A 15,170-nucleotide genomic window follows, 5' to 3' on the forward strand; every position below is an offset into this window, starting at 1 on the left:
TTCATCCTCATCATCGACCTCGCATTCCAACAATGGACAGTCTCTCGTCAACCTCTCATCAACGAGGAGCCATGCTAACCTTTCTTCAAGGCCGAGGAGGGTTTCCGAGTCAATCAGAGTCCTCTGATTGCGAACGTTTTTGAGGCGGCGGCTTCGGACCTTGATATTGGTAGTAGGTGCACTCGATCCGGCCGTTGTAAAGTTTTCGCCGGCGATTTGCTTTGCGTCCGATCGCTCGTTCCAGATGCGGGTAGGCGGTCAGAAAGTAGTGCGACCAAGTCGGGAGTTTTTCAAACAAGTCGGGCAGTGATTCGTAGAGAGCGTCCAGTTCTTGGTCTTCTTGGCTATCGCCGCCGTATCCTGGAAACCCGCTGTCGTCATGACGTGAAGACGGGCCCGAACCGATGCGTTGCCCGTATGGCGGGTTGGTGATCAAACAGCCGTATTGCCTTTTACTACTGATCTTGGCCGCCGGCATGGCCTGAAAGTGAATGTCATCTTGCACACCCGCGCGAACCGCGTTGTCTCTTGCTGCCGTTAGGACTCGGCCGTTGATATCGCTGGCAAGGATTTTCTCCTCCAACGCGGGAAGAGCTTGAGCTGCCGCCGTGGTTCGGCAATCCGACCAGAGTTCGTCGGAATAGTCCGGCCAATCCTGGCAAGCAAATTCGCGATCCAGTCCAGGTGCCATGTTTCGACCGATACGAGCCGCCTCGATGGGAATCGTGCCACTGCCGCAAAAGGGATCGATCATGGCTTTGCCGGACCGCCAGTAGCTGAGCATGACCATGGCTGAAGCCAGTGTTTCTTTCAGCGGCGCCGCAGAGATGTGTGTCCGATAACCACGACGGTGCAGGCTGCGTCCGGTGGTGTCGACGGTCAACGTGGCGACGTCTTTCAAAATGGACACGTCGACTTTGTAGAGAGGTCCGGTTTCCGGCAGTTGCTGGGTGCCGTGGTCGCGCATCATCGCATCGACGATGGCACGTTTGACGCTGCGTTGGCACGCAGGAACGCTGGTCAGAGTGGATTTGATCGAACGGCCGGTGACGGGAAACGCGGCGTCGACCGGCATCAGTCGACCCCAGGCGATGTTTCGAGTTGTTTCAAACAAGGCGTCGAAGTCACCAGCAGGAAATTCACCGACCTGAATCAACACGCGGTCCGCGGTTCGCAACCAAAGATTGGCTCGACAGATCATTTCTCGAGTCCCGCGAAACGAGACTCTTCCCGTGTCGCTGATGCTGGCTTCGATGTCGATGCCTTTCAGTTCTCGTTTGACTACCGCTTCGAGTCCAAACGCACAGGGCACGATGAGATCGAACATCGGCTGATCGGAGGGCGGCTGGTCGGAAACGGGGGTGTCAGCGGTCATTGATTTACTCGGTTGAGTTTCCATCGTTGGTCGGACGCGGTCTAGGATGGCTCGGAGTTGGTGTGAAGATGGTTCGGGAATAGAGTTGCGTCCACACGGCAGCACACTGTAGCCGATCGTCTGGAAATTGCGTCTACACTGAGACGGGTTTCGTTTCTTCAACCTCCTCCTAGGGTCTGTCATGCGAAAGACTTTGGCGGTCTTGGCAAGTTTGTGGGTGTCCATTGCGTCAAGCAGCGGACAAGCTCCGTCCGCGACAGACCTACATTCGGACGACGGTGAACGACCCAATGTCATTTTGATTCTTGCGGACGATCTGGCGGTCGGCGATCTATCGCATCGAAACAATGGTCTGACAAGGACGCCCAATCTCGATCGGTTGGCTACCCAAAGTGTGCGGTTCCGGAATGCCTACAGCGGATCATGTGTTTGTGCACCAGCCAGAGCAGCCTTGCTGACCGGGCGTTATCCTCATCGCACCGGAGTGGTGACGCTGAACCAGGAACGCTATCCGGACTTGACTCGACTGCGAGCCGATGAAACCACCATCGCGAATGCGTTGAGCGACCGGGGATACGCAACCGGGTTGGTCGGCAAATGGCATTGCGGAATGGGAGAGAAATATCACCCGTTGCGTCGGGGTTTCGATGAATTTGCTGGGTTCATCGGTCCAAACACTTACAGGCGCTATCGCTTGGACGTGAACGGGATGGTGTCGGAGGCCAATGAGGGATATCTGACGGAAGAACTAACCGATCGAGCGGTAGATTTTGTCAGGCGTCATCAGGATCATCCGTTCTTTCTTCATCTCGCCCACTACGCACCGCATCGACCGTTGGAAGCCCCTGAGGAAGTGGTCCGTTTCTATCAAGAGCAGGGATTCGATGAATCCACTGCGACCATCTACGCGATGGTTGAGGTCATGGACCGCGGCATTGGCAAATTGCTTGACGAGCTGAAGCAGTTGAAACTCGATTCGCGCACACTGGTCATCTTCGCGAGTGACAATGGCCCTGATCCTCTCACGGGTGAACGTTTCAACGAAGGTCGTCGCGGAACGAAGTACCAGATTTACGAGGGAGGCATTCGAATTCCGCTGTTCTTGCGTTGGAGCGGAAAGATTGAACCAGGTGATCGAGACACGCCGGCTCATTTTGTCGACTTGTTCCCGACGATCGTCGAAGCTTGCCGTTTGGATTACGAAACAAGCTTGCTGCTTGATGGTGTGAGCCTACTTGGGCTGCTGGACGACAATTCTGTTCTCAGTCAGCGATCGTTGTTCTGGCAATGGAATCGCGGTTTGCCGAACTACACACACAATGCAGCCATCCGAGACGGCGGTTTCAAGCTTATCAGGCCGTACGTCACACGTACCGCGAATCCGAAAGACTCCCGGCAATCGCCTCAGTTGTTCGATCTCACCAAGGACGAAACTGAGCAAAATGATGTCTCGGCAAAGCATCCTCAACGCGTCAACGAAATGCTCCGTCAACTGGACCAATGGTCGAGGAATGTGGAACGAGATCGTGTCCGCAAATCGAAGGGGCGATAGCGGACGAGCGTGAAGGACGGACGCGGGAGCTTGCCATTGGCGGCCAAGTTTGCCGCGATCAGTGTGGATGTGATTGGTAGTGCTGACGCAAAATATCCTTGCCGTAATCGTTGCCGTTTGGTGTGCGGACAACGGTGTGGATGTGATCGCGAGTTGGCTCGGAGGTTCGGAAGGGAGCGACTCGCCGTTGGTGATCGAACTCGATCAGGATCACAGGGCTGTGCACGCGATAGTAGTAGACACTTTCGTCGGTCATTCCTCCGATCCACGCAAAATAGGTGTCGTTGAGATGTTCCTTGACCTCTGACATGCGAACTTTAGCATGACCTTCTCGCATATTGCCGACGTACTCGGCGATGAGATTCAGTAATGCCTGTCGTTGCGATTCGTTGAGCTTGGATCCGATGATCCCGGCATAGTCCAAGACGACGTTGTCTCGGTAGGCTTCAGTCAAATTGTTATTGCCATCTTTTCGGCTCATGAGAATCGCTTCGGACTGTTGATCCTTCGACAGCATCTGAATCAACTGCAACCCTTTTTCTTGTTCTTCCTGCAATACAATTGTGCCTTCGAACCGGCCCGAGTCGGCTTCGATCGGTTCGGAACCCATGAAAACGGGGCTCATCACGACTTGGTCACCAAGAACGAAGTAGTTGATGACGACATGGTGTCCGTCTAGTTGCCATCCCCAGGGTTTGGTTTCCGAAGGTTCACCCATGATGGTGATCCAGTAAAGCCACTCGTTGTACTCTTCAGGACGTTTCGCAAGCTCGCCAAGCGTTCCGTTTAGCTTCATGATGTCCTGCGTCTTCTTCAGACCCTTTGCGCTAAGACTTTGTTGAAGCATCGCGAAGGCGAGATCGCGTTGGGTTTCATTCATTTCTTCGAAACCAATGCCCTGACGGGGGCTGCGATGGCGATTGTCCCACTGTCGCCACTCGATGTCGTCCGCCGGGAATACGGTTCGTTTCCGCTGAGATTCGTCAAGCCCCTCAAGGAAGTCCCGAGCAGCATCGCGGACGGGCGCGGTTGAGACACCGGTTGATTCGATTCGAAACAATCCCTCAGAGGTGCCTTCCGATGTTCGAATGCCCCGAAACGGCATTTCGACGGACCGACCACCACGAGGCGGTTGTGCCACGGCATCGAAGGTGTTTACGCCAAGGAGAAAGCTTATTGCGACAAGTGTGTTGGATAGTTTGGGACGATACATCGAAAAGTCCTGTGTGAGTGAAGTGACAACGGCACTGTTGGGTGTCTTTGTAGCTCAATCCGTCTTCGAAGGGATTGAGCTTTGTAACAAGTGGTTGCGAGTCGTTGGGATCCGAGTCATCGAAAACAATGGAATGTATTAAATGACGATGTCTTTTCGGTTGTCGCCGCCAATCAGCAAACTCTCTGTGTTTATCAACATTTCCGATCAGCGAATCGGTGGATGACGGAGTCTCAGTGAGCGCGTACGACGTGTGGCCTGCTTGAGCAGGACCAACGCTCAAGTGGCGTTGCGAATTCGCTGACCGTTGATGTGAACACGTTTGACCTGTAGTGACTTGTTCAGCAAGATGATGTCGGCACGTTTTCCGGGGGTGAGACTGCCGACTTCCGCGTCGATCCCGGCACGCTCCGCGGGGGTGAGCGACGCCATTCGCACAACCTCATGCAGAGGAATGTTTGCGTTCCGATGCATCGTGCGAACCATGTGGTCCATGCCCATCACGCTGCTGGCCAAGGATCCTTCGGGTGCCCAACCGACATTGCCGTCATTAGTAAACCAAGAACCATTGGATTCGGGACCGAAGCGATAGCAACCCGGTGGCATGTCGAGCGCCCGGTTGCAATCAGTGACGAGGCACAACCGGTCGCTGCCCTTCATCTTCCAAGCGAAATGCAATAGCTCTGGGCTGAGGTGCATTCCATCGGCGATGACTTCGGTGCTCATCTCGGGATTGGACAGGACATATTCCAACATGCTTCCTCGCATCGGAAAACCAAAACGTTTTCGAACGGATGAAACGTTGCTCATCGCGCACCAGAAATGGTCCACGTGTCGCATGCCGTTCTTGAAAGCCGCGCCCATCTCATCCCAACTGGCGTTGGAATGCCCGCACGTGACCAAGCAGCCTTGCTGGGTTGCGTGCCGATAGAACGCAGAGGCTCCGGCGAGTTCCGCGGCGCAGGTCGCAATCTTGACGATCCCGGTTTTGAAGTACCGTCGGTACTCGGTTGACTTGGGGGCTCGGCAAACGGAATCATCGTGACAGCCGACCTTGTCTTTCGCGAAGTAAGGACCGTAGAGGTGAACGCCCGCGATCTTGCTGCCCATCGAAGCGTCCCAGTTGGTTCGCACCTCATCGCAAGCTGACAACATTGCATGAATTTGCTCGTCGGTGCCAGTGCTGGTCGTCGGGAACAAACACGTGGTCCCGTGTCGAGCGTGGGCCTGGCACACCGTCGCGATTGCTTCGGGCGAAGCGTCCATCACGTCGGCTCCGCCACCACCATGAATGTGAATGTCCACAAAGCCAGGCGAAATGAATCCACCTTTGACATCGACCATGTCCGCCGATTTGGGAACGCGAGATCGAGCTCGACCAACATAGACAATACGTTCGCCTCGGCAGAAAACAACGGCATCGGGAAGAACGCGGTCTGGCAAGATTGCCGTGCCATTGAAAAAGCAGATGGATCGCATGTGCGGAGCTTGGAGATTGTCGGAGGAAACAGAAAGCGAAGCCGCGGAGTCGCTATTGACCGGTGGCGGTGCATCGAAAAGGCCGTGCTCATTGTGAGCGTGCTTGCTTGTTCAGTGTTGTCCAAAGGAATGCACTGATTTTGCGTTTTCGATTGACTGTAACGGTTAGGAAGCCGATACGGGGAATGACGCAGCCGTGATAGGGGGAAGGATTCCGCTTCAGCGGCGCGTGTGTTTCAGGGAGTCGCCTGTGTCCTGCCGATTGTTGCCTGCCGTGATTGCGATGGTGCTATGTTGCACGTCGTTGCTGGCGCAGTCGTCTGGTTTGGTGATGACCACCAGCGGCGAATTGGCCTACGCCGCGAATGATCCGCCATATCGAGCGTACGCGTCTCTCACGGGACGGGCCGATGATCCGTCTCGAGTCCACACGGACTTGTTCGCGCCGATCATTGCAACACACGACGATCTTTTGTTTGCCGATGTGCGTGGTCAGTTTCTGTACGGGGGCGGAGCGGAAGGCAATCTCGGATTGGCGTACCGGCACATGTTTGGCGGAAGCCACATCGCGGGCGTGTATGGGTTCTACGACGTCAAAGAGTCCAAGAACGAAAACACGTTTAACCAGGCCACCTTGGGTGTGGAGTGTCTGAGCGATGTTTGGGAGATGCGTTGGAACGGCTATCTTCCCGAGGGCGGTTCGGCGCAAGCCGCCAATGCGACCGCGGTGATCTCGGCCGGCAACCTCGTTGTTCAAAACAATGTCGAACGGGCGTACTTCGGGACGGATGCCGAAATCGGTGTCTTGCTTTGGCGATTGCCGACTTGGTGCGATACAGAACTCAGAGGCTTCGCCGGAGGCTTTCACTTCGACACGAACTCACCCGCCGCGACGTCGATCGCGGGACCTCGGTTGCGAGCGGAAGTGCGTTCTTTTGACTTGCCGTTCTTGGCGATGGATTCGCGATTGACCGTGGGTCTTCAGTACCAACACGACAACGTTCGCGAATCGCAAACGTCCGCTACTTTTGGCGTTCGGATGCCGTTTGGGTTCGATCGAAACCGTCGGCGAAAGATGACCCGCATGGAACGGCGGATGACCGATGCCATCGTTCGCGATGTGGACGTCGTTTCGGAAGTCACGCCTGTTCCTGGCGGCAAAGAAATGGCACAGCACGCCAAATACGATTTCGAAATTGGTTCCGTCACCGTGGTGGATGCCAGAACCGAAGATCTGCAAACAGTTGTGGCTAACGCAACCACTGACTCTGTGATCATCAATGGAACGTACGGTGAGATCCGACTGTCGGATCCGATCGAGGTGCAAGACGGGCAGCAGTTGCTTGGGGGCGGGTTGCCCGTGAAAGGTGCGGTGACCGGCGTGGAAGCGATTTTTGGTTCCCCGGTGCGGCTTGTAGGAACGGATCCAGCGCGAGCTGTCATCCTAACGGCCGATCACAGCGTGATCTCAGGATTCGACATTCACGGTGGCCTTCACGGTATCTCCAGTGACCTTCCGGGTGGGCTGGACAACTTGGTCGACGTTCTGATCTTCAGCAACAATGTGACCGGAGCGGATGACAGCGGTTTCCGGTTTGGCGAATTGGATATCGACAGCGTCATCGCCCACAACCGAGCCACCGGCAACGGTGGACATGGTTTTGACGTCGAACTCAACGAAGGCGAATTCGTTCAGAACAACGCTTTGGGGAACGAAGGCAACGGATTTGACCTGTTCGACAACCACGGGACGGTGTCGCTCAATCGGTCCCTTCGCAACGAAGGTTTCGGATTCTTTGCCGACGATAACTCGGGTGATTTCAACTACAACGAATCCTATGAGAACGAACTCAGCGGATTTGACTTCCTGGATAACAACGGATCCATCGTTGGCAACTTGTCAGCGGACAATGGTTTGCAAGGTTACACGTTTGCCGCCAACAACGATTTGGTGGAAGACAACTGGGCGTTCGACAACGGATCGCTTGGCTTTGACTTTGACGACAACAACGGAACGATCCAAGACAACCTCGCCTTTGACAATGGCGATGTGGGCTTTGATTTCGCCGACAACTATGGCGATTTCCTAGACAACGTGGCGTCGGGGAACGGCCTGTACGGGTTCTCGTTCAACGACAACTTCGGCAACTTCCTTCGAAATGGAGCGGACTCCAACGACGACACCGGATTTGACTTCGTCGAAAACGCCATTGGTGGAACATTCTCGGACAACGTCGCCAATGACAACGGATCGTTCGGCTACGACGGCGTCAACAACGGAACGGCTAACAACAACACGGGTTCGGGCAATGGCGACGGAGGCAACACGTTCCCATGACGCCTTCGCAAACTCGATCCAATCGACATTCATCATGGACGGTGAGCTGGCTGGTCAGCCTGATGGCGGTCGCTTTGTGTACCAACATGACCATGGCGCAGAATCCGAAACCTTTGCCGGTTGGAAGGCTGCAAGCTCCAGTGACCAAGGAAGCTTTGGCAGTCCAGAATGAAAAATCGAACGACGAGCTAGATGACGAGGCCGCGCTCAAGGCGGACGCTCGTGTTGCAAGTCTGTTTGGCGATGTCAATCAAGTCAAAGACTTGCCGCCGGATCGTGAGCCGCTGGCGAATTCTCCGGCGGCCGATGCGGTGTTTCGCGAAGAGGCTTTGGGGCGACGCACGGCGGACATCGGCGATTTGCTCAGACGTTCCAAAGGGGCGCACGGAGTATCAATTCAAAACCGAACCCCCATCGTCAGTGACACTCGAGTCCGCGGGCAACGTGTGGGACAGGTGTTGGCATCCGGATCGTATTGGGCGCCTGCTCGAATGGATTTGGACACCATGATGAGCAAGATCGATTCGCGTTTGATCCAGGATTCGATCTTGATCAAAGGGCCGTATGCCAGCCGCTATGGGCCGGGGTTTCGGTTTGTCGACTTGGAGTTTTTGCAGTCGCCCCGTTACGAGAATGGTTACGAGGGACATGGCGCGACCAGCGGCACCTACAACACCAACGGCGAACAGTTTTATGGTCGGCAATCGTTTTGGGGTGGTGCCGAAGATTACGGGTTTCATCTGAGCTACGGTCATCGCACGGGTAACGATTATGAAACCGGACAAGATGGATTCTTCATTCCAGCGAGCTACAAGTCACGCGATTTGTTCGTGGCGTTCGGATTTGACTTGAATGAGAACGAACGAATTGAATGGAATGCGTTGCGACTGGATCAAACCGACGTGGAATTCCCCGGTTTGGTGACGGACCTGAACTTTCTGGTGACCGACGGATACGAAGTCACCTACGTCAACGAAGCTCCCGGCTTTGCGGACTACTTCACATCGGAGGTCTGGTACAACCGAACGCGATTCGAGGGCGACACAACGCGGCCGGGAAAGGCTCGGCAAATTCCAACTTTGGCCGACGCGTTCCAACCTTCGTTCCTGGGTGCGGACGACGGGTTCACCAACACCGATGGAGACGCTTTGTCGGCCGGGTATCGATTCGAGTCCACGTTCTTCAGTGAGGGTGCTCAGTGGTCGATCGGGACGGACCTGATTTATCTGAACCAGGAACTGAACGAGTACGACTTCTACGATCCAGATCCGAACGACAATAACTTCCCGATCCCACGCAGTGACTCGATCGACGTCGGACTATACGCCGAAAGAATCGTGCAGGCGACGGATGATCTGGTGCTCACCGCAGGCACGCGTATCGATGGCGTCTTCACCGATTCGAGGGATATCGTGCAGGGTGTCCCGGCTCCGCTCAGTGAACTCGAAGGCACAACGCTGGACAAAGAGTTTTTCTTGGGAGCGGCTTACCTGACCGCGAATCGAAATTTGGGTCGTGGTTGGATTGGCAGTGCCGGGATGGGATTCGCGATGCGGCAACCGACACTGACCGAAATGTACGCGGAGTACACGTTCATCGGCTCGTTGCAACGAGGACTGACGTTCTTGGATGGTGATCCGCTGCTGAGTTCAGAGAAGTTGTATCAGCTAGATCTTGGTGTGGAGTACAACGACGACCGGGTTCAGTTTGGCTTGCACGGACACCACGCGTGGGTGCAAGACTTCATCACCTACGATTTGTTTGATCCCGCCGGAACCATTGATGGTTTTCAGCAAGGCGCGTCGTTTGTGAATACCGACTTGGCGACTTTGATGGGTTTTGAAACCTACGGGCAAGTCGAGTTGTCGTCGATGCTGTCGCTGTTTGGGATCCTGACCTATGTCGAGGGCCGCGACCGTACACGCCTCGAACCGTCGCGACACACTGGTGATCCGTATCGCAGTGGCAACAGCACGGTGGATGCCGAACCGCTGCCGGGGATCGCGCCGATGGAAGCTCGCACTGGGGTTTTGATTCATGACCCGCGACCATCGGATCGTTGGGGAGTCGAGCTCGCTGCCCGCATCGTAGACAACCAAGACCGCGTCGCAACGACGCTACAGGAAATCGAGACGCCAGGCTTCACGGTCTATGACATTCGGGCCTATCGCCGTTTTGGAAGCTTGTTGGTCACGAGCGGTTTTGAGAATGTGACTGACAAGTTCTATCGCGAGCACATCGATTATCGGTCAGGGCTCGGCGTCTATCGGCCAGGGTTTGGCTTCTACGTGGGAGCCGAGTTGACGTACTGAGTCTGGATGGCCGAAGCGATTAGGCTTCGCCACAAACTCGGTTGCGACCGGAACGTTTGGCTTCATAGAGCTGGTTGTCGGCCGCTTCCAACAACTCATTGGTGGTCTTGGGTGACGATGGATTCATGACCGCGAATCCGAAGCTGGCGGAGATTGCCAGCGGGCCCGCGGCCGTTTCGAACGGTTCGCTGCAAATGACTTGGCGGCAGCGTTCCGCAATTTCGTGAGCTTCGTCGGAGCCGGTCGCCGCCAACACCATGCAGAATTCTTCACCGCCGTAACGGGCTAACAAATCGTCGACGCGGCAAATCGATTCGATACGTTTGCCAAAGGTTTGCAATACTTCGTCGCCCACCAAATGACCGTGCGTGTCATTGACTGATTTGAAGTGATCGATGTCCAGCATGACCACGGTCATTTCCAACTGTGAACGCATTGACCGAGAAATTTCGCGGCCGAGGGCTTCCAGCATGTACCGCTTGTTCAACGTCCCGGTCAGGGCGTCTCGGGTCAGCGCGTTGTAAACCGTTTCGTGATACTGCGTTTCGATGCTGTCCGCGGACAGGAAACGAAACAGGAAACTTCCGATGCGTACCGTGTCGCCGGTGTGGAGTTTGACATCGCCCTGAATTTCACGCTCGTTCACGAGTGTTCCGTTCGTGCTGTCGAGATCACGAACCACGTATCCATCGGCGTCGCGAATCAATCGGGCGTGACGACGCGAAACGCTGCTGTCAAACAGCGGCAAATCGGATTCAGGCGACCGACCGATTTGGAATTCGTCTTGTTCGAGTAGCATCATGCCATCGATGACATCCGGTGGGTAAATCTGGACCAAACAACATTCATCTTGTGTTGGCGCGGTCGAAGCAGTGGGCGTTTGACGCAACGTGGCTTCGGCGACGCATGCGGCGTCCGATTCCGATGAGCCGAAAGCGGGTGAACAAGCGGCGCCGGGACTGAACGAGGAAATGTCTGACATTGGAATCAGCGGGTACGGAGGGCGAATGACGGAACGAGAGAAAGAACGTTCCTGAACGACGGTGCATCCGAATCAAACATGGGTCACTCTGTGCTCAATCCGAGTCCACGTGGGTTGGCGAGTCAAAGGAGTTCGAGGTTTCAAATTCAGTGGTTCGGGTTGTGTCGTTTGTCAGGTCTGACTGGTCATGTGTGATCTGCTGAAGTCGTGCAGCCTGCTCTTCGGTGAGTTCACGTCGATCGATTTCGTTGTGGAAAGACCGTTGTTGTTTTTCGAGTTCCACGATCCGGGGCGTGTTGTCCGGCGATGAAGCGTCGTGAATCAAATGTTCCAGCAATTGCAACACATCGAGCAGCTCATCGTTGGAGAGCGAATCGTGGTCGTGAAGTACGTCAAACGCCGTGACGGCGTCTTCCGCGTGCTTGCGAGTTGAGTCGGAGAGTGAGCTCGCGTTGCGGTTCTCCAGTGAAACCAAGGCGAACTTGGTTTGCGCGTAACGTCGCATAGTTTGAGTCGTCATGTTCTCGCGAAGGAGTGACTCATATGTCTGCAGCGATCGATTCAGCAGTTGTTTGGCTCGCTCGGGTTGTTGCGATTCGCCATGAGACAAGAGCTGACCCAAGTTGTTTTCCGCGGTTGCCAAATTGATTCGGTAGAATCCGTCGCTGTCAGTCATCCGCCAAGCGTGTTCCAGCGATTCAATGGCGTCGTTGTAGTCGTCGGCCGCTGCTGCGGGTTGATGGCTCGCAACCCGTAGGTTTCCTCGCTGCAGCAAGGCATGTGCGAGAGATTGCAGAGTGTCGACTCGGTCAGGAGATTGCAGACATAGTCGTTGAAGATCGGTGATGAGTTCGGACCATGCATTGATTGCTGGTCCGTGTTGCTGTGCGAGTTGCAAACGCTCCGCTTGGCGCTGTTGAATGGTTTCATTCAGACGATGATCCGCCGCGGTGCCACGGAGCGACACCAAGGTGCGAGCGGACCGCACTGCGTTTTCGAAATCGGTTGGATCCCATTTCCTATCAGTTCCATCGCTGGACGTTTCAACGCTCATGCTTGCCAAGCGTTCGAGGGCGAGTTCGAGTCGAACCTTCGCCGAGACGACTTTGCAATGGAATGGCGATGGGATCGAGTCTTGCGTGTGCACGGAGTCTTCGCGAAACGCATTGCCGCGAGAGTTCAGCCAACGCCGGGCTGTTTGGATTTCTTGCCATGTCTGTGCGATCGATGTCTCGGAAGAAGCGAGCAACAATCGCCCGATCAACGCATTGATGCGTTCCAGTTGCAACTGAGTCAGGGGATCTGTTTTGGCATCAGCAGTGAGTGACGTGTTTCGAACGACAAGAGTTGAACGTTCGCCGATCGTTGACAGACGTTTTTCCGCGGCGGCGTATTGTTGTTGAGCCTCTTGGTGGTCTCCCGTCAGTCGGTGCAAGTCACCCAATCGCAGCCGAGCCCTGACTTCACCAAGGACCGCCAAAAGATCGCTGTGGTTGAACTGGGGGGAGATGCTCGATGCATGAAGGTTCTTTGATTCAACCAGGTTTTTTTGGAAGTCAGAAGCGATGGTGCTGTACTGCTGAATGGATTGTTGAATCAGCTCGTTCCGAATCGGTTCAAGTCCCGGATAGAACTGCAACGAACCACTGAGTTCGACCAACCAAGTGTCCGTGGTTTCGAGCACTTCACCGAGTTGCTGAATCGTCTCTTGATGGGCTCGCTCCGCCTCCATGCGAGCCATTTTTTCCGCCTGGTGTGAACGGTGAATGACAAATCCAAAGACAAGCGATGACAGCATCAGCAACAAGATCGATGCGGTGGCGGTTGCTGTGATGCCCTGGTGATATCGACACCAGCGAACGCCGCGTTCCCAGAGGTTTTCTTGATGAACGCTGACAGAATCACCAGCGATGAATAGGCGGACGTCACCGGCGAGCGACGCGGCATCCGCGTAGCGATCAAACGGCGATGCCGACATGGCCTTGCGAACGATCGAAAGAAGCGGCGCGGGTGTGAGCGGCTGGACGGTCCGCAGATCGGGGGCATCGCCACGGGCGACCTGTTCGAGAATCCGCTCGACTCGTTGACCGTGATAGGGACTTCGCCCCGCGACGAGTGTGTAAAGGATCACGCCAAGCGAATAGAGATCCGAACATGAACTGATTCGCGAGATTTCTCCGCGTGCTTGTTCCGGTGACATGTAAGCCGGCGTGCCAACGATTGTTCCATCGGGCTCGATGAGCGTCGACACATCGGCGTGCCCGCTGGGTTGGTTCCGTGTCTTTGAGGAACGATTGTTATCGGGGCTTTGCGAACCATCTTGCTTGGACGACTGTGCCAACCCCCAATCCAGGACCACGGTCTCACCGAAGTCACTGATCATGACGTTGGATGGTTTCAGGTCTCTGTGGACGACGCCGCGTTGATGGGCATACGCGACCGCATGGCAAACATCCACAAAACGCTGAAGAAGTGGTTCCAGCGAATAGCCGAACTGGAACGACGTCTGTTTACCGTGGGAATGGTTGCGATGGTGTTGCTTGAGGAAGTCGCTCAGCGTCATCCCGTCCAGCAGTTTCATCACATAGAACGCATTCTGCCGATCGCCAAGTTCGTGCACCGGAACGATGCCGGGGTGTTGCAGTTGGCTGGTGACTTTGGCCTCGTGAAGGAAGCGTTGCCGTTCTTGTTCGGAGACATCTTGCGCGTCGCAAAATCGCTTGACGGCGACTTCACGGTCCAACTGTCGATCCAGCGCGCGGTCAACAATTCCCCAACCGCCTCGACCGACTTCCTCGAGACTCTCGTAGCGGGATGTTGGCGAGTCCGGTGATTGCTCGCGACGGGTGGTGGGCGAGTTGTTGTTCTTGTTCGAGGGCGAGCTCTTGTGAGATGTCCCGCCCAGTGTTTCGCCATCGAGTGAATGCTCGTCCGTTTCACGCCCGGATCTGGCCCGCGTTGATCGAGAACGGCTCTTGCGGAATCCAGCCGATGCATGGCTTCGATGACTGTCGCGAGAGTCATCTTTGCATTCGTCACCAAGGTTGCCGACGCTGAAGTTTCCGGTCGGTTCGCTGGGGTTGGAATGATGGACGGTCATGGTGGGGCCGTGATCGGCATTTCGAGTTGGGTTCGCTTCGCCAAACGTGAGGAACCCTAATTCCTGGGGTCCAAAGAACGATAGGTTGCTCAATGCTGACGACGGAAAACGGGGGCTCGGTGAGGGTGACTCCAGTTCGGTTGGTGGAGGTTTGTGTTGGTTGCAGCAATTGGTGGGCTGGATTGGGGCTGTTCGATTCAGCGGGCGAGTACTATTTTTGCCGCAAAATTTTCCTCCTCGTTTTGGTGTTCAAGCATGCTCGCGAAAGAAGTGAAGTCCGGTACGGTGGTGGTTCATGATGGCGATCCCGTGATGATCGTCGGCATTTCGGTCCAATCACCCTCCGCTCGTGGAGCCGCGACTTTGTATAAGTTCCGGGCTCGCAACGTGATGACTCGCAACAAAGTCGACATCACGTTGAAGGGAACCGACGTGCTTCAGGAAGCCGACTTCTCACGTCGTGACGTGCAGTTGATGTACACCGACGCGGACCACTTGCATGTGATGGACAAAGAGGACTTTCAGCAGTACGAAATCCCACTGGAAGACGCCGAGGAGCAGTTGCCTTACATCACCGAAGGGCTCGAGGGACTGCGAGCGTTGATCTACAACGACGCTTGTGTTGGTGTGGAAGTTCCCGCGACGGTCGAGCTGAACATCGCGCAGTGCGACCCGGGCGTGAAAGGAAACTCCGCCACGTCACGTACCAAGCCGGCAACAATGGAAACGGGTTTGGTGGTGCAGGTTCCGGAGTACATCAAAGAAGGTGAGCGACTGAAAATCGACAGTCGCACCGGCCAGTTTCTTTCGCGAGCATGA

The 15,170-nt window shown here is 55.4% G+C and carries 10 protein-coding genes; 5 read left to right on the top strand and 5 right to left on the bottom strand.

Annotated features, from left to right (window positions below; translation table 11 throughout):
- Nucleotides 1-109: 109 nt before the first annotated feature.
- Nucleotides 110-1,375, bottom strand: a complete 1,266-nt coding sequence (locus LOC70_RS07980; RefSeq protein ID WP_230253081.1) for a THUMP domain-containing class I SAM-dependent RNA methyltransferase — start codon at nucleotides 1,373-1,375, stop codon at nucleotides 110-112.
- Nucleotides 1,376-1,556: 181 nt separating this feature from the next.
- On the opposite strand from LOC70_RS07980, the gene LOC70_RS07985 reads away from it, so the two are divergent.
- Complete coding sequence (locus LOC70_RS07985) at nucleotides 1,557-2,927, top strand: arylsulfatase (RefSeq protein WP_230253082.1); 1,371 nt, start codon at nucleotides 1,557-1,559, stop codon at nucleotides 2,925-2,927.
- A 58-nt stretch (nucleotides 2,928-2,985) separates the two neighbouring features.
- Here the strand turns inward: LOC70_RS07985 and LOC70_RS07990 are convergent, their stop codons facing one another.
- The gene (locus LOC70_RS07990) at nucleotides 2,986-4,104 is read right to left on the bottom strand and encodes a DUF3500 domain-containing protein (RefSeq protein WP_390889018.1); all 1,119 of its coding nucleotides are present in this window, start codon (nucleotides 4,102-4,104) and stop codon (nucleotides 2,986-2,988) included.
- Nucleotides 4,105-4,153: 49 nt separating this feature from the next.
- On the opposite strand from LOC70_RS07990, the gene LOC70_RS24230 reads away from it, so the two are divergent.
- Nucleotides 4,154-4,282, top strand: coding sequence for a hypothetical protein (locus LOC70_RS24230; RefSeq protein WP_255715751.1), 129 nt, complete (start codon nucleotides 4,154-4,156; stop codon nucleotides 4,280-4,282).
- 137 nt (nucleotides 4,283-4,419) lie between these two features.
- On the opposite strand, the gene nagA is transcribed toward LOC70_RS24230, so the two are convergent.
- The gene (gene nagA / locus LOC70_RS07995) at nucleotides 4,420-5,619 is read right to left on the bottom strand and encodes an N-acetylglucosamine-6-phosphate deacetylase (RefSeq protein ID WP_230253083.1); all 1,200 of its coding nucleotides are present in this window, start codon (nucleotides 5,617-5,619) and stop codon (nucleotides 4,420-4,422) included.
- Between the two features lie 250 nt (nucleotides 5,620-5,869).
- Here nagA and LOC70_RS24455 point away from each other — a divergent pair, with 250 nt between their 5' ends.
- Nucleotides 5,870-7,957, top strand: coding sequence for a right-handed parallel beta-helix repeat-containing protein (locus LOC70_RS24455; RefSeq protein ID WP_230253084.1), 2,088 nt, complete (start codon nucleotides 5,870-5,872; stop codon nucleotides 7,955-7,957).
- Complete coding sequence (locus LOC70_RS08005; protein WP_230253085.1) at nucleotides 7,954-10,269, top strand: TonB-dependent receptor; 2,316 nt, start codon at nucleotides 7,954-7,956, stop codon at nucleotides 10,267-10,269. The genes LOC70_RS24455 and LOC70_RS08005 overlap by 4 nt, the downstream gene beginning before the upstream one ends.
- A gap of 19 nt (nucleotides 10,270-10,288) precedes the next feature.
- Here the strand turns inward: LOC70_RS08005 and LOC70_RS08010 are convergent, their stop codons facing one another.
- Nucleotides 10,289-11,251, bottom strand: coding sequence for a GGDEF domain-containing protein (locus LOC70_RS08010; protein ID WP_230253086.1), 963 nt, complete (start codon nucleotides 11,249-11,251; stop codon nucleotides 10,289-10,291).
- Nucleotides 11,252-11,345: 94 nt separating this feature from the next.
- Nucleotides 11,346-14,351 carry a serine/threonine protein kinase gene (locus tag LOC70_RS08015; protein WP_230253087.1) on the bottom strand — a complete coding sequence of 1,002 codons (3,006 nt, stop codon included), beginning with the start codon at nucleotides 14,349-14,351 and terminating at the stop codon, nucleotides 11,346-11,348.
- A gap of 255 nt (nucleotides 14,352-14,606) precedes the next feature.
- On the opposite strand from LOC70_RS08015, the gene LOC70_RS08020 reads away from it, so the two are divergent.
- Nucleotides 14,607-15,170, top strand: a complete 564-nt coding sequence (locus tag LOC70_RS08020) for an elongation factor P (protein WP_230253088.1) — start codon at nucleotides 14,607-14,609, stop codon at nucleotides 15,168-15,170.

The organism is Rhodopirellula halodulae (genome assembly GCF_020966775.1).
GTDB classification, from domain to species: Bacteria; Planctomycetota; Planctomycetia; order Pirellulales; family Pirellulaceae; genus Rhodopirellula; species Rhodopirellula halodulae.